Raw genomic sequence first — 20533 nt, forward strand, 5'->3', positions numbered from 1 at the left:
ATTTAAAAACCAGTAGTCAGTTTGGCACAAATTCACGGGGGACGCACAACTTCGCTTTTTCGCTGAAACTGGCATACATTTCCCGAGGCTTCGGGCAAGAGCTCCCCAGGGCGGTTAGAATGAAAAGGTCACGTCACCGGGAAAGACCCTGAGAAGCGATTGAATAGGATTTTATGAGCGAGAACGCCACATACGAACAAATGCTGGCCCAGATTGACCCCAAAATCGGGGTGGAGTACGTGTTCGCCAGCGTCACCGAGCTGCCACCGGACGTGGAGCCGGTCGCGTTGATTCGCGAACCGGAAGGTATCACTATCGGGGTGACTTTGGAAGAAGCCGCCCGTGCCGGTCTCAGCACTGACGATCCCTACACGATTATTACCCTGTCAGCGCCCGGATCTCTGGACGTGGTGGGGTTGAACTCGGGGATTGCTCAAGTGTTGTCCTCCCGCTCCATCCCGGCAAACATCTTTTCAGGCATCTATCACACCCATATTTTTGTGCCGTCCAAGCTGGCGGCCGAGGCCAAAGCCGTACTCGAAGACGTGTCCGGCCAAGCCAAAGCCTGGCTCAATATGTAAGCTCAGGCGCCAACCCCAAAGGAATACTGTTCATAATGAAGGATAAAAACCCTCTCCTACTGAATCCTGACCCGATGGATCGGATGGCAGACGGCACCATCAAACAGCGCAATCCCTTGACCGGGACCCAAGTGTGGACCGTGACGAGCCGCGGGAAACGACCCCACTCCCACCGGCGCGTTCTGCTCGACCGGCCACGGCTGCTGCTTCCCTCCGAGTTCACCAACGCCTGCGCCTTTTGCGCGGACCGCTACTTCGACACCCCACCGGAAAAATCCCGGTTGGTCAAAGGCTTGGACTCCAAGTTCCACATCATTGAAGGCCTACCCGCCGCCTCCATGCACGACATGGTGGCAGAGTTTCGGCGGATTCCCAATCTTTTTGAGATTGTTTCCTACGACTACTGGCACGAAAACCACAACCACTACCCCACCGAGTCCCAGAATCGGCGCATGGCTGACTACCTGGCTTCCGCCGAGGGGTATGACCACGTTTTGCACGTGGTGAAAATGCGCCTGGAGGCTTCCGGTGAGAACCACTTGGAAACGATCCCCGATGATGCTTTGTTGCAATACGCCAACGGCCTGTTTGCCGGAGGGCATGACGTTATTGTGGCACGGCGTCACTACGTGGACGGGGCGACCCGGACGGATCAAAACGCTTCAGCCGGGACCTTGAGCGTTGCGGAACACCGTGCCTACATCGGCTACACCATCGCCGCTCTGAAAGATTTATACAACTTGAATCCCGCCGTGAAATACGTCACCGCTTTCCAAAATTGGTTGAAACCAGCCGGAGCGTCTTTTGACCACCTGCATAAACAGCTGGTGGCAGTGGACGAATACGGGGTCCAGATTGAAGCCGAAGCGGCGCGCGTGGCAGCAAACCCAGCCATCTACCGGCAAATCCTGCATTATGTGGCCCACCGGCAAATGATGATTCTGGGCAACGACTACGCGGTAGGGTTCGCTGACTTCGGTCACCGCTATCAGACCATCGCGGTCTGGCCGTTGGGACCGGCGCTGCTGCCGTGGGAATACACTCGCGAACAGGTTGATGGGATTTCTGACGTGTTGCACGCGCTGCACTGTGCAGTCGGGCCCGCGGTGCCCACCAACGAGGAGTGGTATCACCGACCTGTTGACCTCGATGTCCCCATGCGGTTCCGCATCCTGTTAAAGCAGCGCACCTCGACCCTGGCGGGTTTCGAAGGCTCCACCCGGATTTACCTCAACTCGGTCGACCCGTGGACGTTGCGTGACGAAATGGTGGAACTGCTTGAGAAAAAGCGCGAACAAGGTCTCATCGCGCCCTCGCTGCGGCTGGGCAACGAATATCGTCTGCCAAAAAATCCCCTGGGGGAATAGCCCGTTCCACCCCGCGCGACCGCATCGGCAAAACCCGCGGCGGTACTCTCGACCGAACCGAGGCCTGACCCGATAACATGGAGGGGACGCTGTTGTTTGGCGTAAACCTGACAAGGATTTAAGGAGAAAACGTGGACATCGGACAAAAAGTTGTGAATGTGGCGGCTGTGGCCGCGGCCGGTCTGGTCAGCGACAACATCGTCAGGTTGGGATGGAGGATGGCCACCGGAGCCAATCCCCCCAAGGACGATGATATCGAGGTCGGATTGGCTCAAGCCATCGTTTTCGCGGTTCTTTCCGGGGTTTTGTTAGCCATTATCAGGCGTTTCACCGTGCGTACCGCCAGTCAGTGGTGGATTAATAAACACGGCGAAGCCGGCATCGAACGCGTCTAAGCCCGCCAAGTTCGAGTCCGGGCTTAGAGGGAAACGACAAAATCGTCCTGGTCAATGACGACCCCGTTAGTCGCTTCGGCCAGCTCCCTGGCGACAGCTTCGATGGCGTCAATGACGGTCAGCCGATCCAGGCGCATCGCCCGTTTCAGTTTACTTTCCTCAGTGATGGTGATTTCCGGGGCCATCCAGGAAATGGCGTAGCTCACGCAGCCGTCTTCGGCATGTCCCAAGGCCGGAGGGATAGCGGTTTCTCCCTGCACCACTACGTGAACAGATGATTTCTGGGTCACGTCAGCAGCAATCGCGTAAGCGTCGACCATCATGGGCATGGACATAGCTGCCTCATCGTAAGCTTCCGCTTCCGCGTGTAGCCACGCCCGTTCGTCCGGGCTGACTCCGGCTTGAATGCGGGAGCGCAATCCGTCGGGATCGTAGTTGGCGCGCTCCTCGGGGGTGGTCAGTCGAGGTGCTTTAGGCCCCGAGCGGCGCTGTGTCTGTTCAGTTTCATTTCCCATCAGCAGGGTTGCGATAGGCAAAGCTCGCTGCACCACCTGGAGGCAAGCCGCGGGTTCCAACCAAATTTCGGACAAAACCCGCAGATTCACCGCGGAATCCGGATCCGGGACAATGATGGGACCAGTCGAGAACCGCAAGGCGCCAGCCAAACGCCGCGCTATACGCCGTAGCCCTTGCAAAACTTCCAGTTCCAGCCCTTCCGGGCCACCTTCGCGAAACGCATCCCACAAGGGGTCACTGCCCTGTAGCCACTGCGGCACCGGTTTCCCACGCAAGGCGGGAACCCCCGCCAAATACGCGAACTTCAGGCGGCTGGGCAGCCCCAAACCCACAATCGCCTCGGGCGTCAAATCCCAAGGACCGGTCAGATACGCCTCTTTTTTCAGCTCTAAAAGCCCTGGCCCCAGGCGCGAACACTCGGTCCAGATTTGGCCTGCCAGAATGTCGATCTCTTCGGGCTGCACGTCATCGGCTACCGCCAGCAAGTGAAAAGGCTCGGCGGCGTGCAAATCCAAGGAATCGTGGCGATTGGCCGGTGACAACATGGTTATATTCCTTCCAAAGAGTGGTCTGCAGGGTCGTTACCGGGCAGGGCTACCGGGGCGGCACTCTGGGTCGCAAGGGGCAAGCACGGCGGTGTTTCGCGGCGTTTGTTCACCGCGCCCACAACGGGGAAAAACGATTCACAGTTCCGTGTCGGGGTGTGGTACAGCCACAATCCCGCGCCCTTCGGGGACCTCTACCTGACTGAAATTCAGGTAAGAACGTGAGGCGGTAGGGCCGCGCTGGCCCTGGTAGCGAGAGCCTTTCGCGCCGGAACCGTAGGGAGCCTCGGCCGGAGAGGACATCTGGAAGAAACACAGCTGGCCGATTTTCATCCCCGGGTACAGGGCAATCGGCATAGTCGCCGTGTTGGACAGCTCGAGGGTGATATGGCCGGTAAAGCCCGGATCGATGAACCCCGCGGTCGAGTGGGTCAGCAATCCCAGACGTCCCAGCGAGGATTTCCCTTCCAAGCGCGCCGCGACATCCTCGGGCAAGGTCACGTGTTCAAAAGTGGAACCCAACACGAACTCTCCCGGGTGCAAAATGAGCGGCTTGTCACCGGTATCCACCAGGCGAGTCAGCTCAGTTTGCTCTTTCGACGGATCAATCAAGCCATATTTGTGGTTATCGAACAGGCGAAAGTACCGGTCCAGACGAATGTCCACCGAGGCAGGCTGGACGGCATCAGGATCCCAAGGATCCAGCACGACTTTGCCTTGGGCTACCAGAGCGCGTATATCACGGTCAGAAATCAGCATGACACCATGCTATCGCCTCTAAGAAGCGGGTTGGGCGTCAACGATTTCCACATAAAAAGCCAAAGGCGAGTTTGGCGGAATCGCCGGCGGACGACCTTCCTGACCGTAAGCCATTTCGGAAGGGATACCGAGGATAACTTTCGCCCCGACCTTTTGCCCGGATAACCCCTGAGTCCAGCCGGGAATGACCTGCTGCAAGCTGAAAGATGCGGCTTCCCCGCGGGCAAAGGAAGAATCGAAGATGTCCCCCTGGCCCCATACTTGACCCACGTAGTTAGCGGTGACGGTGTCGGTTTCACTGACCACCGCACCCGTGCCCTCTTGGACGACCCACGCCGTGTTCTGGTCCGGGGCGGGCATATCCTTGGGGAACCCTACCGCGGTGTCAGCCCCGGAACCGACCACCTGAGGACGGTCGCCCTCGACGATGGCAGCAGGGGTGGACTTGGGTTCTTCAGGAGTGGAGGTGGCAGAGCTGGACGCAGCCGGGCTCTGGCTGGCAGCCTGGTCTTTGGCCTGAGTGGAGCAGGCGCTCAAGCTCAGAGTCAACGCCGCGGCGCCAGTGAGGAGGAACAGTTTAGGAACAATTTTCAAAGTCATGGTTACACCCTACCCGACCCACAGCTGTTGGTCGAAAAGTAGCTATTTCTCTGCCGGATTCGTGGCGCGGGCATGACCTGGGGTTTCGTCAAGTTCATTGACCAGTTCCGTCATCCGATTGAGGGTGTCCCGATATTCCTCACGAGCCACGCCGTGCAGGATTTCCAGCATACGGCGCAACTGCTCGGGAACAATGACTGCTCCCGCTCCCCACACCGCTATCTCAGTGACCGCCAGTTCCACCAGTTCATCGGCGGTTTGCGGACGGTAAACCAGACGGATCGTACCCGCTTTGTCAGTCACGTAAGGTACCGGAGTCTGTCGGGTTACCGCCCTTATCAAGATGGTGTGCAGGGCGTTGATGGCTTCCACCGCGGTCAGGGGGTCGTTGATACCCGGAGACAGAGCCCGGCTGGCGATGTCGACGAGTTGGCGGATACCAAAGCCGATATCTTGGCGCAGGGAACGTTGCGGGGAGAGAACCAGGCCTTTCCGGATTTTTGTCAGGGCAGCCTCATCAACTTCGGCGTAAACCACGCCGACCTGGGTGCCCGCCCCGATATAGGAGCCAACTTGCGTGGTTAGTTCAATAGTGGTGTCAAGCGTTTCTGCTAGTTTCACCAGGTAGGGGTAGTCGATGTCGCTGAGACGGTCATCAGCCTGCTCCAACACAATCGGGGTGACGGCACCGTCACGCGGGGGGTTCCATTCCCGAGCGCCCTGACGAGGCTGGATTGTTGAGCCTCCCGGAATCATGCAGTCCATCGTGTTGATAGTGCGTCGCGACAGGTCCCGGATTACGTTTGTGACCCGGATAGAGGTGGTGATGTGGTGAATGAAAGCGAGAAAGAATCCCACGCTGACAATCACCGACAGGAAAGCCAAGCTGGTGGCAATCTGGGGAACGAACCCGGTATCCGTATCAGTTTCACTGTGCACACAACGCAACACCGTCAGCGCATAGAGAAACGTTCCGGCAAAGACCCCGAGGGTAATTTGCGTAATGCGTTCTTCCAGGAAAGATTCCAGAATACGCGGAGTGAACTGGTTGGATGCGAGTTGTAACACCACCATAGTTACCGAAAACACCAAGCCAGTGACGGAAATCATGGCGCTGCTGATTGTGGTGAGCACGCTGCGAGCCCCATCGGGACCACCTTCGAACAAGAATGGTAGGGACTGACCCACCGCCCGATCGATTTGAGGAATGACCAAACCAGCCGCTATTGCCGAAATACTCAGAGCAAGGGGAATCGCCCAAAATCGCGTCCAAAATTGATTCCACCAGTTCCAACGGGGGACTTCTGGCAACCAGTGGCCATAGACTACGGGTTCATCATTCTTCTCATTTTTGGGTATTTCGGTGTCACTCACGATTCCACCCTATCGCAGTATCCAAGCCGAAAGTGAGCCCAGCTAGAGGTTGGAATCCCAGTTGATGGTGCGCCTCATGTCAACAACAAAGCCGTCTACCAATTTTGGGGCTCTCATTGTCGCTTTTACGGGTTTTGATGCCATCTCTCACGAACCCGAAATACGCAACTGTCCCAAATCGCCCTAATGAAAAGGGCAAAGCCATTACAATGATTTGACCGCATATTGATACCCAACCAGGAGGTTATATGTCTACCCCTCATATTGCTGCCGAACCCGGGGATTTCGCTCCCGCCGTATTGATGCCCGGCGACCCGAAGCGAGCTGAAAAAATCGCCCACACTCTGATGAGTGACGCCAAAATGGTCACCGACGTGCGTTCCATGCTGGGCTTTACCGGCACCTATCAAGGCAAACCGCTGTCGGTCATGGGGTCGGGCATGGGTCAACCCTCCCTAACTATCTACGCCACAGAACTGTTCAAGTTCTTTGGTGTTGAGCGCATTATTCGGGTAGGTACCTGCGGTTCCATCTCTCCCCTGGCGGGAGTCGGGGACACGGTGGTGGCCATGGGCGCCCACACTGACTCTCACATCAACGTGGCGCGTTTCCCCGAGATTACCTTTGCTCCGTGTGCCTCGTGGTCCTTGCTTTCGGCCGCCATGAAAGCGGTTGACGAACTGCCCGAGGCCGACCGCAACCGAGTTCACGTCGGGACCGTGTTCTCTGAGGATCATTTCTATTTCAAGGTTCCGGGTTTGCTGGAACGCTTGCGCGCCTATGGCACCCTCGCCCTAGAGATGGAAACCGCTGCTCTCTACGGAGTTGCTGCCGAATTCGGTCGTGAGGCCCTGACGGTGCTGACCGTATCGGATAGTTTGCTAGACCATTCCCAGGACATGACTCCGGAGCAACGCGAAACGAAGTTTGCCAACACGCTGGCTCTGGCCACCGCGGCCGCCCTGTGCTAAAGACCCGCCGCACTGACGCCCTTCTGAACTGGCGGAACTTCCTAAAACTAGCGGAACGCCCTAGTCAATCCGGTCAATAATCAAAGGCCCTGCCCCGGCAAAGGTGTCCGAGATTTCCCAACCGCCTTCCAGCGCCGCCAGCGCCCGCTCAAAGCGCTGCGGCTCGTCAGCGTGCAGGGTAAACAGGGTTTGACCTGCCTGTACCCGGTCGCCCGGCTTGGCGTGTAGGGTTATTCCTGCGCCCAAGGACACTGCCTCACCCGGACGGGCTCGCCCGGCACCGGTACGCCACGAAGCAACCCCGACTGCCAGAGCGTCCAGGCGGCTGAGCACACCGCTGCGCTCCGCCTTCACTTCGCAATGTTCCCGCGCCGAAGCTAGGGGTGCGTCGGGGTCTCCGCCTTGGGACCGAATCATTTCCCGCCAGGTGTCCATCGCGGCTCCCGAAGCCAAAGCCGCGCTAGGATCGGCATCGGGCTGTCCTGCGGCCGTCAACATTTCCTTTGCCAAAGCGACCGTGAGCTCGACCACGTCGGCGGGACCTCCGCCTGCCAAGACTTCCACCGCTTCGGCGACTTCCCCCGCATTGCCGACTTCCCGGCCTAGTGGGGTCGACATATCGGTGAGCAGGGCCACCGTGTGAGTGCCGGCATCTTTACCCAAAGTCACCATGGTTTGCGCCAGCTCGCGGGCTTGAGACAGCTCTTTCATGAAAGCCCCGGAACCGACCTTGACATCCAATACCAAGGCGGCGGAGCCTTCCGCAATCTTCTTTGACATAATCGAGGAAGCGATTAGCGGGACACAATCAACTGTGCTGGTCACATCCCGCAGGGCATAGAGTTTCCGGTCGGCCGGAGCCAACCCCGCCCCGGCCGCACATACGACCGCCCCGCAGCCGGTTCCCAGAATCTCGGTAATCCGCTCATTGCTCAGCACAGCCTGCCAACCGGGGATGGCCTCCAGCTTGTCCAAGGTGCCGCCCGTGTGTCCCAAGCCGCGCCCGGAAAGCTGCGGTACGGCCACCCCGAAACTCGCCACCAGCGGCGCGAGCGGCAGGGTAATCTTGTCCCCTCCCCCGCCGGTGGAATGTTTATCCGCGGTGGGCCGCGGCAGGGAGCCAAAATCCAGGCGTTGTCCGGAGTCAATCATCGCTTGGGTCCAGTCGAAAATCTCGCGCTGATTCATGCCCTTGAGGAACACCGCCATCGCCAAGGCGGCCATCTGTTCACTGGTGACCCAGTCGCGGGTGTAGGCATCGATGACCCACTCAATCTGAGCGGTAGACAGTTCCTGACCATCGCGTTTGGTTCGAATCACATCGACAGCATCAAAAGGTTCTAGCATGATTATTCCTTTCCAAGGTTTAGCTCAAAAATTCCGGCCCGAATGATTCCGGGAGGATTTCCTGAAACGGCCGGCGTCCGGCGGGGGTTTCAATGACCAGTTCTGGGCTGGCGTGTTCACGCAACAGCTGGCGGCACCGCCCGCAAGGGACAGTGAGGACGGGAGTTTGCCCTTCAGGGTTGCCGTAGCACAGGAAAGCCACTAACTTGCCCCCGCCACTGAGGGTGAGCTGGGATATTAGTCCGCATTCCGCGCACAGGCCCAATCCGTAGCTGGCGTTTTCGCTGTTGCATCCCGTGACGATGCGACCAGCCTCGGTCAGCGCCGCCGCTCCCACCCGGTAGTGCGAGTAGGGGCAATAGGCATGGGTTTGGGCCTCCCGTGCGGCGACATGGAGACGCTCCCAGTCAGTTTCGCTCAACATTATTTCCTCTTTCCACAGTTTTGCCGGTGTGTGGGTTAGAGCGGATACGGTTTGCCTTCCATTGCTGGAGGACGTACCCGCCCCACGAATCCCGCGACCGCCAGAATTGTGACGATGTAAGGAATCATCAACAGGAAATCGGTCGGGATGGGTGAGTTCACGGACTGCATCACATAACCCAAAGCGGTGGCGAAACCGAACAGGAGCGAAGCCGCTACGGCGCCCTTAGGATTCCACTTGCCCAAAATCATCGCTGCCAGGGCGATAAAACCGTTGCCCGCGGCCATATCCTTTGAAAAGGCCAGACCCGCACCGACAGTGAAGTAGGCGCCGCCCAGACCAGCCAAAGCTCCACCCAGCAACACATTGCGCCAGCGGTACAGATTCACGTTGATACCCACGGTGTCCGCAGCTTTCGGATGCTCCCCGCACGCCCGTGAACGCAGCCCCCACCGGGAGCGGAACAGGGCGAAATTCAGCACAATTACAGCCATGTACATGAGATAGACCAGCAGGGATTGTTTGAACAGGACCGGCCCGATAATGGGGATGTCCGACAGTACCGGAATAGCCAGGGATTTCAATGGCATCGGACGGTTCAAAGTGTTTTCGTTGAACTTTAACCAGGTCGAATACAGGAACGAGGTCAAGCCCACCACCAGCATATTCAACACGACACCGACGATAATGTGGTCCACCCGGTATTTGACGGTGAACAAGGCGAGGAGCACCGCCACCAAGGCCCCGGCGATAGGGGCGCCCACCAGCCCCAGGTAGGGCGAGGAAGTAGCCGAAGCGACAACTGCCGCCAGGAAAGCCCCTAAGAGGAGCTGGCCTTCAATGGCGATGTTGATTACGCCGGTGTGTTCGCAAACCAGACCGGAGAGGGAACCAAAAACGAGGGGGATGGCCAGGGCGAGGGTCGACTGTAGCAGCGAGACTAGGGGCATCACAGAGCCTTCGCGTCCCGCTACGACAAACAGCAGCAGAGCCATGAGAAAGAACATCCCGCTCAGACCGGCAATCCACCCCGGAGCTTTCCCGTGACGCAGCGTCAGCCAAGTCGCCGCCACCGAGCCCGCCACGCACGCAACGGTCAGAATCAGAATCGTTGGCTGTGCCGGAAGATCAACATTGCCAGTCGGGAACCATGTCGTCGCATTCTGGAAAGACACTACCGACACTCCGCGTGCACTCAGCCCCATCACGGCACACAGTACACACATGACCCAGGCGGAAACAGACCAGCGCCAATCTTTACGCAGCCTGACTTTTTCCGTGTTTTCCTGACGGTCGGCGCGGCTTTTTTCTAACAGGTTTTCACTCAGGTTCATCGGTCTGCCTCCTTTCCTTCACAAGGTTCTTCTGGCGGGGTAAGCGTCTCGCTTTCAGCAGTTTCGTGGGAACTTTCCCCAGTAACCAGGGCTGGTTCTGCGGCAACGGTCGCGTTTTCGACAGTGATTTTCTGAGGGTCGGGAAGTCGGAAAATCCACCGAATCAACGGCGGGGCTGCGATGAGCAAGACGATAACCGCTTGGGACACCGAGACGATATCCACCGGGATGCCGGCCGCAGCCTGCATGGTGGAAGCCCCGGCAGCGAAGGCCCCAAAGAGAATCCCGGCGAGAACAGTTCCTAGCGGGGTGGAACCACCGAGCAGGGCGACTGTAATCGCATCAAAACCTAGAGAACCGGCAGTACCGGTAGACAGGAACTTTTCGGTGCCCAGTGACGGGCAGGTTCCGGCTAGTCCCGCTAAAGCCCCGGCAATAACCATCGTGAGGGCGATGACCCGATTGACCGAGATACCGGCCGTTTGAGCCGCGTGCGGGTTTGCCCCGGCTGCCCGCAGTTCAAAACCAAAAGTGGAACGTTCCAGCAACCACCACACGAAAACTGCTGCGGCGAGGGCGACGATAAATCCGAGGTGCAGGTTGAAAGCCGAACCCAACAGCTCAGGATAGGACGCGCTGGCCGGGACGGTCATGGATTTACCCGGATAGCCGTCCCCTACGAAGCTCTCGGCTTTTAAGGCATAAGAAAGCAGGTAGAGGGCTATTGAATTCATCATGATGGTGACGATAACCTCGTTAGCTCCCAATCGGGCTTTCAAAATACCGGGAACCGCGCCCCACAGGGCCCCGCCGAGGATAGCGAAAATGACCGCCACCAACAGGTGCAAACCTGGGGGAAGATGAAAATTCAGCCCAACCCAGACCCCCATGAGGGCACCCAGCAGAAGCTGACCTTGGGCACCAATGTTAAAAAGTCCCGCCCGGAAAGCCAACGCCACGGACAGTCCCGCCAGAATCAGCGGAGCCGAACGGGTCAGCGAGTTGGTGATAGGCAGCACCATTCCTGCCAAGCTGGTCGCTTCGTAGTCGAAAATAGCTCCCCGGAACAGGGACGTAAAGAACGATGCGAAGGCCGCCCCGAAGCTCGTGAAGAAATCCGAGGGACGAGCCAGCAAGTAAGCGGCGCTGCTCTGGACGTTCGGGTCAAAAATAGCTACCAAAAGCGCAGATACCAGCAATGACAGCAGCACCGCGGAGGTAATCAGCACCGCGGAGGACGACATGATTTGTCTCAAAACCACGTTAAGGCCGGGACGCGAAGTATCCTTAGTCTCGTTCATTTGTCCGCCTCCTGTTCTTCCGCTGAAACTCCGGCCATCATCAGGCCCAAAACATTGCGTGGTGTGTCCGGAGGCACGACTCCGACAATCTTTCCCCGATACATCACCGCTATCCGATCGGCCAACCCCACCACTTCGTCAAGTTCGGTCGAGACCAGAATCACCGCGGTCCCCATGTCTCGCTGCTGGACGATTCGCTGGTGAACGAACTCAATGGATCCCACATCCAATCCGCGAGTGGGTTGGGAAGCCACCAAGAGTTTTAGCGGGCGCGATAGTTCCCTGGCCACGATGACTTTTTGCTGGTTACCCCCGGAAAGCGTCGAAATCGGGTCTTGCAACGAAGTCACTCGGACATCGAATTCTTCCTGGAGCTTGCTCGCGTTTTCCATCACGACTTTCGGATGCATATTGACCCCGGTAGCGAAGGGCGGGATGTCGTACAAATCAAGAATCATGTTTTCGGCAATAGAGAAGGACGCAATCATACCGTCTGTGGAACGGTCCTCGGGAATGTAGCCCAACTGGTGACGCAAACGGTCTTTCACTTTCATCTTGGTGAGGTCTTTGCCGTCCAACGTCATCTTGCCGCCCGCCAAAGGCTCCAGCCCTAAGATGGCGCGGCACAGTTCCGTTTGACCATTGCCCTGAACCCCTGCGATAGCCAGGATTTCCCCACTGCGTACCGCCAAATCCACGTGGTCCAAATCGACATGTCCCGCATAGTTAACGACGCTGACCTGCGACATTTGAAAGACTGTCTCACCTAACTGGGGAGCATCTTTCTCTACGGAAAGTTTCACGGCACGCCCGACCATGGCCGCCGCTAATTCACTGTCTGTAGACTCCGGGCTGGCCTGGCCGATGACTTTACCGCGGCGAATTACGGTGATGCAATCAGCTACTGCCTTGACCTCACGCAATTTATGCGTGATGAAAACAATTGCGGTTCCTGCGTCTCGCAGCTGGCGCATGATGGCGATGAGCTCATCGGTTTCCTGGGGTGTCAGCACCGCCGTGGGTTCGTCCAAGATGAGGACTTTCGCGTCTCGTGACAAGGCTTTGATGATTTCCACTCGTTGCTGAGCCCCGACCGGGAGATCCTCAATCAAGGCATCGGGATCGATGTCAAAACCAAATTGTGCGGAAAGTTCCTGGACTTTTTTCCGGGCTGCCTGCAGATCTAACCGACCCAAGGCTTTCGTCGGTTCGTATCCCAAAGCCACCGATTCTGCCACGGTAAACACCGGTACCAGCATAAAGTGCTGGTGGACCATGCCAATACCAGCAGCCACAGCATCACCGGGACCTTTAAAGGAAACCTTTTCGTCATCGACAAAGATTTCTCCGGCATCGGGCTGATACAAACCGTACAGGACGTTCATCAGTGTGGATTTGCCCGCCCCGTTTTCCCCTAACAGAGCATGAATTTGCCCTGGTTCTACGACCAGGTCGATATGGTCGTTGGCCACTAATGGACCGAAAGTCTTAGTTATTCCGCGCAGTTCCAGCTTCATAGATTCCCTCTCGCGTGGTTTCGATTCAAATATGGAATTGGGTCACGTAGCGTGACCCAATTCCATATCCTCATTGGCTCAGAATCACGGGTTGTTCTTAGATTCAACCTTGATCTTGCCAGCAATAATGTCCTCCTTGAGGGACTTGACTTTGTCCTTTATCTCGGCGGTAACCTGAGCATCCAGATCATGGAAGGGCGCGATGTCGACACCCTGGTTCTCCAGGTCGCCCACGTAGGCTTCCGAGGTGAACTTTCCGTCCCGAGCCTCTTTGACAGTGTCAAACACTGCCTGGTCGATCTTTTTCACCACGGAGGTGAGAATCATGGACGAAGAATCCGGGTACATCTCTGCCCAGTCGGAGTCCACCCCGACGACCAGAACATTTTTGCCTTCCGCGGCGGATAGGGTGCCCTTGCCCACCGGACCGGCCACTGGCATCACAATGTCAGAACCTTGCGAAATCTGCTGTTCGGTCAGCTGCTTGCCCTTGGACTGATCCTCGAAGTTGCCCACGAAAGAGCCGTTCTGAGCGTCTTTATCCCAGCCAATCAGCTTCACAGTTTTACCGCTGTCCTCGTTGTATTTCGCAATGCCGTCAGCGAAACCATCCATGAAAATGTTTACGGAAGGAATCTGCATGCCGCCATAAGCGGAAACGGTACCGCTCTTGGACACCGCAGCGGAAACATATCCCGCGAGGTAGGCGGCTTCCGCGGTATTGAACACAATCGGCTTAGCATTCTTCAGCTCTACCACGTCATTATCTTCAGTGAAACGGGAGTCTACCAGGGCGAACTCCACATCAGGGTTAGCCTTGGCCGCATCGCGAATCGCATCGTTGAGCATGAAACCTACACCGATGATGAGGTTGCATTTCTGGGCCAGCAGGGTGTCCACGTTGGGTTTGAAGTCAGCCGGGGACTTGGACTCCGTCTGTCCGAGCGTCACCCCGAGTTCTTTCTCAGCACGCTGCAAGCCAATCATGCCGGACTCGTTAAAGGACTTATCGTCAAAACCGCCTTGGTCGGAAACCATGCAAGCCTTGAATTCTTTAGCATTACTGGCGCCGCCAGCATTATCAGACCCCGAATCCGGGGCGGCAGCACACCCGGCCAAAGCCAATGCGCCGATGGCGGCCAGAGCCACAGGACTGTATTTACGCACCATAAACCTCCTAGGTTAGCTGATTTGGCTGAATAGAAAGCCAAATTCATTGGATAGTACTTTACACACACTCTGATGTTTTCGGACGCTTTTCACCGGGTTAATTCATTTCTGGGCCAAGTTTGGCGATATTTCTTAGTGGGAAAATTTCGGCATTTGCCGGGTGATGTCGGCTCCCAGCCCGTAACATGGATGGAACACTCGTTTAGGAAAGTGAGTACCACATGTATATGGATTGGCTGGAAAATGACCCCGATCCCCGCGACCGGGAAGCCCTGCAACTCCTGCTCGACACGGATACTCCCGCGGCGAAAACCGAGCTTGCCGCGGCTTTCGGGTCAGAAATCGCGTTCGGCACTGCCGGTCTGCGCGGGGAAATGGGTCCCGGACCAGCCCGGATGAACACGGCGGTGATTCGCCGTGCCACTTGGGGGCTGGCAGCTGCCCTGCGAACAGCTGTCGGGGATGACTTCCTGGTGGTGATAGGTTTCGACGGTCGGCATCGTTCCGCCGACTTCGCCCGCACGACGGCGGGAGTGATTACAGCAGCCGGTGGAAAAGCCCTGCTGATGCCCCATGTTTGCCCCACCCCCCTGCTGGCCTACGCAATGGGGCAGTATCACGCTGATGCCGGGGTGATGGTGACCGCCTCGCACAATCCCGCGAAAGACAACGGTTATAAGGTGTACCTGGGAGGGCGGGTCGTCACCGGTTCCGGTTGCCGGGCGCAACTCGTTTCACCTTGGGACTCAAGGATTTTTGCCCAGATTCAGGCTGCCCCGCCGGCACGTGACGTGCCCTGCGCCGAGACGGGTTGGGATTTCATTGACGAAGATTTGTTTACCCGCTACATTCAGCGCACGGCGGGCCTGGTTAGCGGCGATTCCCCGCGGGATTTGCGGCTGGTGCTGACTTCGATGCACGGGGTCGGGGCTGAAGTTTGCGAAGCCGTGTTAGCTCAGGCCGGATTTAGCGAGGTGTTTCCCGTCGCCTCGCAGCGTGAGCCAGACCCGGACTTTCCGACTATTCCGTTCCCCAACCCGGAAGAGGCCGGGGCGCTCGATATGGCTATGGCGTTGGCTCGCGAAAAACACGCGGATTTGATTGTTGCCAATGATCCGGACGCGGACCGTTGCGCGGCAGCGATTCCTGACCCGGACGCACCAGGGGGTTGGCGCCAGTTGAGCGGGGACGAAACGGGGGTTTTGCTGGGATACTACCAGTGTCGAGACCGCCAGGGTTCGTCAGCCACGGTGGCTCGTTCCCTCGTCTCGGGGGAACTGTTAGACCGGGTGGCCGCGGCCGCCGGGGTCACCCCGATGGTGTCCCTGACAGGTTTTAAGTGGATTGCCCGCACCCCGGGGCTGATTTTTGGCTATGAGGAAGCTATCGGCAATTGCTGCGATCCCGACAGTGTGCGCGACAAGGACGGTATCAGCGCCACGGTGAAACTGTGTGAAATCGCAGCCGTTTTGAAAGCGCAGGGCCGAACTATTGACGACAAGCTCAACGAAATCTATCTGGCTCACGGGCTTTATGTCACGACACCGCTAACATTCCGGGTGGCGGATGTGAGCTTGATTAGTGAGGGAATGCGTCGCCTGCGGACTCGCGGTTTGACGGATTTCGGTGGGGAACCCATCGTGTTTAGCCACGACCTGTCCACCAATTCGATGCCTGACGAGCTGCACACCTCTGTACCGTCAGGGTGGGATCATCTGCAGGAGTTGCCGCCTACGGACGCGCTGTTCTTTGGGACGGCTTCTGGGTCACGCGTGGTGGTGCGCCCCTCAGGGACCGAACCGAAGCTGAAGTGCTACCTGCAAGTGGTGGTGCCCAAAGTCACCGCCTCGACCCTGGCGACAGCAAAAGCCCAGGCCCGCCAACGTTTGGCGGCCATCAAAGCGGATTTGCGCGAAGTTTTAGGGTTTGATGCGCCCTGAGCCGCGTTTTCGCGGGTCGGACAAGGGTGGTTCCACCGGTTTTAACGTTGCCTTAGAGCGTTTCCAAGACTTTGCGGGTCCCCGACAGCCCCAGGCGCGAGGCTCCGGCCTCTACCATAGCGAGGGCTTCGGCTCCCGTGTGGATTCCTCCCGAGGCTTTAACTCCCATCGTGTCTCCTACGGTTTGGCGCATCAGCGCTACCGCATGGGTGGATGCCCCGCCAGCGGGGTGGAAACCGGTGGAGGTTTTCACAAAGTCGGCTCCGGCTGCCTGAGCAGCCTGGCAGCATTTCACGATTTCCTCATCGGTTAGTGCTGCGGACTCGATAATGACTTTCAACAGTTTCGGGGCGGGCACTTCTTTCTTTACCGCCGCGATATCGGCTTGCACCCGGTCCCACAGTCCGTCCTTCACCCACGACAGGTTGACAACCATGTCAACTTCATCGACGCCTGCTGCCACGGCTTCACGAGCCTCGCCAGCCTTCGTAGCTGTCGCATGAGCGCCGGAGGGGAAACCGCAAACCACACACAGTTTGAGAGACTCAGGGACCTTGAGGGGCACCTGGCTGGGGGAAACGCACACGGAATAAGTTCCTAACTCAACACCTTCTGCCACCAGTGCTTCCACTTGGGCGCGGGTTGCCTCCGGCTTTAACAAAGTGTGATCAACCATCGCCGCTAACTGCTTTTTTTCCACGAATCCTCCAAATGTCTGAAACTGCTTTCCAGCGATTATACGCCAAGACCGCCCCGAACGCCCCTGCTGGGACATCCTACAGGTTGAGCTTTTGGTAAAATCGGGGGCAGGAAGGGGCACCCATGAAACATCTTATTTTCGCGGTAATCTTGCTGTTAAGCGTGGGTCTGCTGGGGGCATGCACCGGCAGTGGGGATGTCATGACAGCCACAGGCATCACGAAAGCCACAGATACGCCTACCAACTCTGCGGACACCCCCGGCGCTTTGCCACCGATGGTCCAGGTTCGGGGCGACGTTTATATGGAAACCGGCTACGTCAACAGCGGGATGAAGTGCGGAACTGCGGACGGCACGATTCGCACCAGTGTCGACGCGACGAAAGCCCCCAGCGCAGACGATGAATCAAACTTTGGGACGGGATTTGAATATCAAACTTGGGAACCCGGCTACCTGAACGTAAAGAGGGGCGAACGCTGGATCCTTTTCCAAGACATCGCCATGAACTCGACACTTATGCCCAAAGGTGTCGCCAACTTCCGCGCTGAAGTGAAGGAAGGCACCGCGGATAGGCTCATGGTGCAGGTAGTGCAGGTGCCACCGGAATATGCCTGGATCTTTACGAGGGGACAAAACCTGCCTGAGTTAGACGTGACCAGTCTCAAACCGATTGCTTTGCCGGTCGATAACTTGGATTACACGAAAGACGGGAAAACCGTAGACGGCACGGGCCTCACGGGGAAAACCGTCACGGTCTGGTTTGACGGCACCATCAGCGGCACCGAACCCCAAATGTCCTCCCCGGCTCAGCTCGGCCAGGTTTACAAAATCAAAGTCAAATCAGACGCCGATTAGGGCGGGTTTAGGGTTGCATACCGAACTGGGACATAAGTTTGATAAAAGTGTCTTGCCCATCACGGCAAGTCTCCCGTAGGTAGCCTTTTTCGCTTTCCCACTGCGAAAGGCCACGATAGTAAAACAGTTTCTTAGAGTCCTCGATAATGAACGGGACGATTCCGTGACGTAGGCATTCTTTCAGGGCAATGAGACGGCCCACCCGTCCGTTCCCATCCTGGAAGGGGTGTATCAGCTCAAACTGGTAGTGAAACTCGACTATGTCATCGAATTCGACCCTGTTCAGGGACTCGTAACGTGACAGTAACTGTTTCATCTGGCGGGCGACATCTTGCGGTTTGGCAGTCTCGCGCCCGCCAACCATATTGGGGCGTCTTTTGTAGTCCCCAACAGCGAACCATTCCAAAGAGGATTCCGTGGTGCCCTGTTTTAGTATGCGATGCAACTCCTTGATGATTTCCTCACTCAAGGGTTGTTCTGCCCGGTCAATGACAAAGTCGATGCCGCGAAAATGGTTGACCGTCTCGATGATGTCGTCCACTGGGAGACCTGTTTCGGCACCAAACGTGTTTGTCTCAAAAATGAGTCGGGTCTGGTCCTCACTGAGTTGGCTACCCTCAATATGATTTGAGTTATAGGTCAGGCGGACTTGCAGCTCATGGTACAGCCCCCCAGACAGTCGGACGCTTTTCTCATCACGCAAGGTTTGCAGCAGCACATTGTCCGTGCGACTTTGACACAAATCCTCCGGAGTACACTCCAAGAACGCCGCTATTCTGGCCAACACGTGTCGGGCAATCGGCTCACCGCGTCCAATTTTCGCTATCGTCCGGGAAGAAATGCCCAGCTCGTGGGCCAGCCCGGTCTTGGTGAGGCCTTTTGCGTTGAGCCTGCGCATCAGGCCGTTGTAAACAATCATCAGCACGCACCCCCTCAACCTTTACTTATTATCGTCATTTTCCCCAATAAGTAAAGGTAAATTTAGCGCAAGTAAAGCTAACCCGCCGCGCCCGCGTTCAGTTTTCCTATTTGTATCCGAGGTAGCCCACAATTCCGTAATCGTCTCCCGAAGAAGTGGCATAAATCCGATGCTGATATTCGATGAAATAAGGGATGTCTTTATATTCCTGGCTCCACAGTTTCACAAATTCTCCATCCCTCCAGGCAAAGGATGTGAGCTTTATTCCCGCATTTTCCTCTTCGTAATTGCAAGTCTCAAGAATGAAACCATTATCGGTACGGTGGACGTCTTGGACATTTCTAAGATCCCCCATCGGCACGGATTTGCCGGTATTGGTATCAAGCAACAGCCCCTTATTACCCTCCGGGGCTCCGCCACCGCCGCAGAGGAAGTTCCACCCCCAAATGAACTGTTTATCCGCTCCTAAGGCACAGCCGATTCCGGCATCCTCATTAGTCCACAGTTCCTGACCGTTAGCAGGATCCAGACGCGTGGACTTCTTCAATTTGTAGTCGTCTGTAAACTCGTAGGAAACCGCCAATACCACCCGTTCATCGTCTGTAATCGAGAAAAATGCGTTGTCATAAGTCTGGGAAAGCGGCGTGCCTTGTGCGTCCACTATAACCGCATGATCCACAGAGGTGTCCCCGCCTGTTTCTGTGTAGTACTCAACGGCAAAGTTGCCTTTTGCTAACGGTGTGAACGAATAGGAACCTTCCTCCAGATTCTCAATCGAATCGATGAAAGTCTGTGCCCCTGCAGGCTGCGAGCCATCCTGCAAGTTAAACAGCTGACCCCAGTCTTCACCCTCCCATGTCATCCTGAGCCACCCGGAATCATATTCCCGAACACCGTACCCACAGTCCTCTACCGGCTGGCTCCATAGTTTCTTTTCTGTGCGAGCCGCCCCGTCGTAACGGATAAGCTCGCTGTTCTCGCAGGTCACAAGGCTGCCATCCTTGAGTATCTCCATGAAAGAACTGACTTCATCGGAATTCAGTTCTTTCTTGGTAACAACTTTGCCGTCCTTGGCAGAAATCACGGCATAGTGTGTTGTTGTATCGGAAGAGCAGCTCATCAGTGCCAAGTTGGAGTTCGATTCAGCCTGGTAGGCGAACAAAGCATCATACTCTGAGTCACAATTCAGTGCCTTGATAGCGTCATCACTGCGCCAAACCTCTTTCTGGGATTTGAGACTAAACGCCCAGACCTCATCTCCGTCCGTAGCCAGCAGTGTGTCCCCAATAAAGGCGTAAAACTTGCCGGGATCATTGCCCATGTCTATGAGTTCCGGTTCTTTCTCGGATTGGGTCAGACCGGAAATAACATCGTCTGGGGGCGCGCTCGCAGACCCGCCCGCTGCCTTGGAGCCACCGGGCAAGGAAAGAACCCCAGTGAACAACAGGATAAAAAGCACCACCGCCAACACCAGAACCAGCGAGACAGCCAAAATACCAATTACCAGCCCTCGGCGCGACTTAGTCACCGGAGCAGACGCCAGCTGCCCATTCGCAGCCACGTATCCCGGAGGTGCCTGATAGACCGGTCCATTGGGCGCTGCCGGCTGGTTCTGGGGTGCCGCCGGCTGGTTTGAGAAAGCGGAGGGCGCCGGCCCAGAAGCCTGTGGCGGGATGCCGTTGGCGCCGCCGTTGGGAGGGAAACCGGGATTTTGCTCAGAAGTCATTGCCGTATCTTTCCTATTTCTATCTTTTCGCGTCTTTGACGATTCACCCTCACGGGGATTTGAGAGCCCAGAAAGCTAGTGAGCCCTGCGCGTTCCTCATAGAACCACACAGCTACCACACAACATTTTAATGCATCCACACAAACCATTTCGGGACTACAACCACCTTTTTCAACCCAAAAGCACCCCGAGC

General features: G+C 57.0%; 19 protein-coding genes. 6 read left to right on the forward strand and 13 right to left on the reverse strand.

Annotated features, from left to right (window positions below):
- Positions 1–173 precede the first annotated feature (173 nt).
- The 3 genes from AC5LBQ_RS01980 (at position 174) to AC5LBQ_RS01990 (ending at position 2343) form a co-directional block, all read left to right on the forward strand.
- Entirely contained in the window at positions 174–581 is a 408-nt protein-coding gene (locus AC5LBQ_RS01980; protein WP_493264475.1) for an ACT domain-containing protein, read from the forward strand.
- A gap of 35 nt (positions 582–616) precedes the next feature.
- Positions 617–1948 (forward strand): DUF4921 family protein, encoded by a 1332-nt coding sequence (locus tag AC5LBQ_RS01985; protein WP_297345881.1) that lies wholly within the window; start codon positions 617–619, stop codon positions 1946–1948.
- Between the two features lie 131 nt (positions 1949–2079).
- Positions 2080–2343, forward strand: a complete 264-nt coding sequence (locus AC5LBQ_RS01990) for a DUF4235 domain-containing protein (RefSeq protein WP_282922314.1) — start codon at positions 2080–2082, stop codon at positions 2341–2343.
- Positions 2344–2366: 23 nt separating this feature from the next.
- Here AC5LBQ_RS01990 and AC5LBQ_RS01995 read toward each other — a convergent pair whose 3' ends face one another.
- From AC5LBQ_RS01995 to AC5LBQ_RS02010, 4 genes are all read right to left on the reverse strand, one after another.
- On the reverse strand, positions 2367–3404 hold the full coding sequence (locus AC5LBQ_RS01995) for a hypothetical protein (protein WP_295026221.1): 1038 nt from the start codon (positions 3402–3404) through the stop codon (positions 2367–2369).
- Positions 3405–3542: 138 nt separating this feature from the next.
- Positions 3543–4163 carry a dCTP deaminase gene (dcd, locus tag AC5LBQ_RS02000; protein WP_295026222.1) on the reverse strand — a complete coding sequence of 207 codons (621 nt, stop codon included), beginning with the start codon at positions 4161–4163 and terminating at the stop codon, positions 3543–3545.
- Positions 4164–4181: 18 nt separating this feature from the next.
- Complete coding sequence (locus AC5LBQ_RS02005) at positions 4182–4763, reverse strand: FKBP-type peptidyl-prolyl cis-trans isomerase (protein ID WP_493264476.1); 582 nt, start codon at positions 4761–4763, stop codon at positions 4182–4184.
- Between the two features lie 42 nt (positions 4764–4805).
- Entirely contained in the window at positions 4806–6137 is a 1332-nt protein-coding gene (locus AC5LBQ_RS02010) for a DUF2254 domain-containing protein (protein WP_297345884.1), read from the reverse strand.
- Positions 6138–6385: 248 nt separating this feature from the next.
- Between AC5LBQ_RS02010 and deoD the strand changes: the two genes are divergently transcribed.
- Positions 6386–7108, forward strand: a complete 723-nt coding sequence (gene deoD / locus AC5LBQ_RS02015) for a purine-nucleoside phosphorylase (RefSeq protein ID WP_297345885.1) — start codon at positions 6386–6388, stop codon at positions 7106–7108.
- A 60-nt stretch (positions 7109–7168) separates the two neighbouring features.
- Here the strand turns inward: deoD and AC5LBQ_RS02020 are convergent, their stop codons facing one another.
- From AC5LBQ_RS02020 to AC5LBQ_RS02045, 6 genes are all read right to left on the reverse strand, one after another.
- On the reverse strand, positions 7169–8455 hold the full coding sequence (locus tag AC5LBQ_RS02020; protein WP_493264477.1) for a thymidine phosphorylase: 1287 nt from the start codon (positions 8453–8455) through the stop codon (positions 7169–7171).
- Positions 8456–8474: 19 nt separating this feature from the next.
- Entirely contained in the window at positions 8475–8879 is a 405-nt protein-coding gene (locus tag AC5LBQ_RS02025) for a cytidine deaminase (RefSeq protein ID WP_282922320.1), read from the reverse strand.
- 35 nt (positions 8880–8914) lie between these two features.
- The gene (locus tag AC5LBQ_RS02030; protein ID WP_491680300.1) at positions 8915–10213 is read right to left on the reverse strand and encodes an ABC transporter permease; all 1299 of its coding nucleotides are present in this window, start codon (positions 10211–10213) and stop codon (positions 8915–8917) included.
- Complete coding sequence (locus tag AC5LBQ_RS02035; RefSeq protein WP_493264478.1) at positions 10210–11514, reverse strand: ABC transporter permease; 1305 nt, start codon at positions 11512–11514, stop codon at positions 10210–10212. The genes AC5LBQ_RS02030 and AC5LBQ_RS02035 overlap by 4 nt, the downstream gene beginning before the upstream one ends.
- A complete protein-coding gene (locus AC5LBQ_RS02040; protein WP_295026244.1) occupies positions 11511–13031 on the reverse strand; it encodes an ABC transporter ATP-binding protein in 1521 nt (506 codons plus the stop codon). Before AC5LBQ_RS02040 ends, AC5LBQ_RS02035 begins: the two co-directional genes overlap by 4 nt.
- A gap of 84 nt (positions 13032–13115) precedes the next feature.
- A complete protein-coding gene (locus AC5LBQ_RS02045) occupies positions 13116–14201 on the reverse strand; it encodes a BMP family lipoprotein (protein WP_491680298.1) in 1086 nt (361 codons plus the stop codon).
- A 221-nt stretch (positions 14202–14422) separates the two neighbouring features.
- Here AC5LBQ_RS02045 and AC5LBQ_RS02050 point away from each other — a divergent pair, with 221 nt between their 5' ends.
- Positions 14423–16141 (forward strand): phospho-sugar mutase, encoded by a 1719-nt coding sequence (locus AC5LBQ_RS02050; protein WP_493264479.1) that lies wholly within the window; start codon positions 14423–14425, stop codon positions 16139–16141.
- A 52-nt stretch (positions 16142–16193) separates the two neighbouring features.
- Here the strand turns inward: AC5LBQ_RS02050 and deoC are convergent, their stop codons facing one another.
- On the reverse strand, positions 16194–16817 hold the full coding sequence (deoC, locus tag AC5LBQ_RS02055) for a deoxyribose-phosphate aldolase (protein WP_298636127.1): 624 nt from the start codon (positions 16815–16817) through the stop codon (positions 16194–16196).
- Positions 16818–16963: 146 nt separating this feature from the next.
- Here deoC and AC5LBQ_RS02060 point away from each other — a divergent pair, with 146 nt between their 5' ends.
- Complete coding sequence (locus tag AC5LBQ_RS02060) at positions 16964–17695, forward strand: hypothetical protein (protein WP_493264480.1); 732 nt, start codon at positions 16964–16966, stop codon at positions 17693–17695.
- Positions 17696–17702: 7 nt separating this feature from the next.
- Here the strand turns inward: AC5LBQ_RS02060 and AC5LBQ_RS02065 are convergent, their stop codons facing one another.
- Positions 17703–18614, reverse strand: a complete 912-nt coding sequence (locus AC5LBQ_RS02065) for a Fic family protein (RefSeq protein ID WP_491680830.1) — start codon at positions 18612–18614, stop codon at positions 17703–17705.
- Between the two features lie 106 nt (positions 18615–18720).
- The gene (locus tag AC5LBQ_RS02070; RefSeq protein WP_493264481.1) at positions 18721–20340 is read right to left on the reverse strand and encodes a hypothetical protein; all 1620 of its coding nucleotides are present in this window, start codon (positions 20338–20340) and stop codon (positions 18721–18723) included.
- Positions 20341–20533: the final 193 nt, after the last annotated feature.

The organism is Mobiluncus sp., assembly GCF_985070215.1.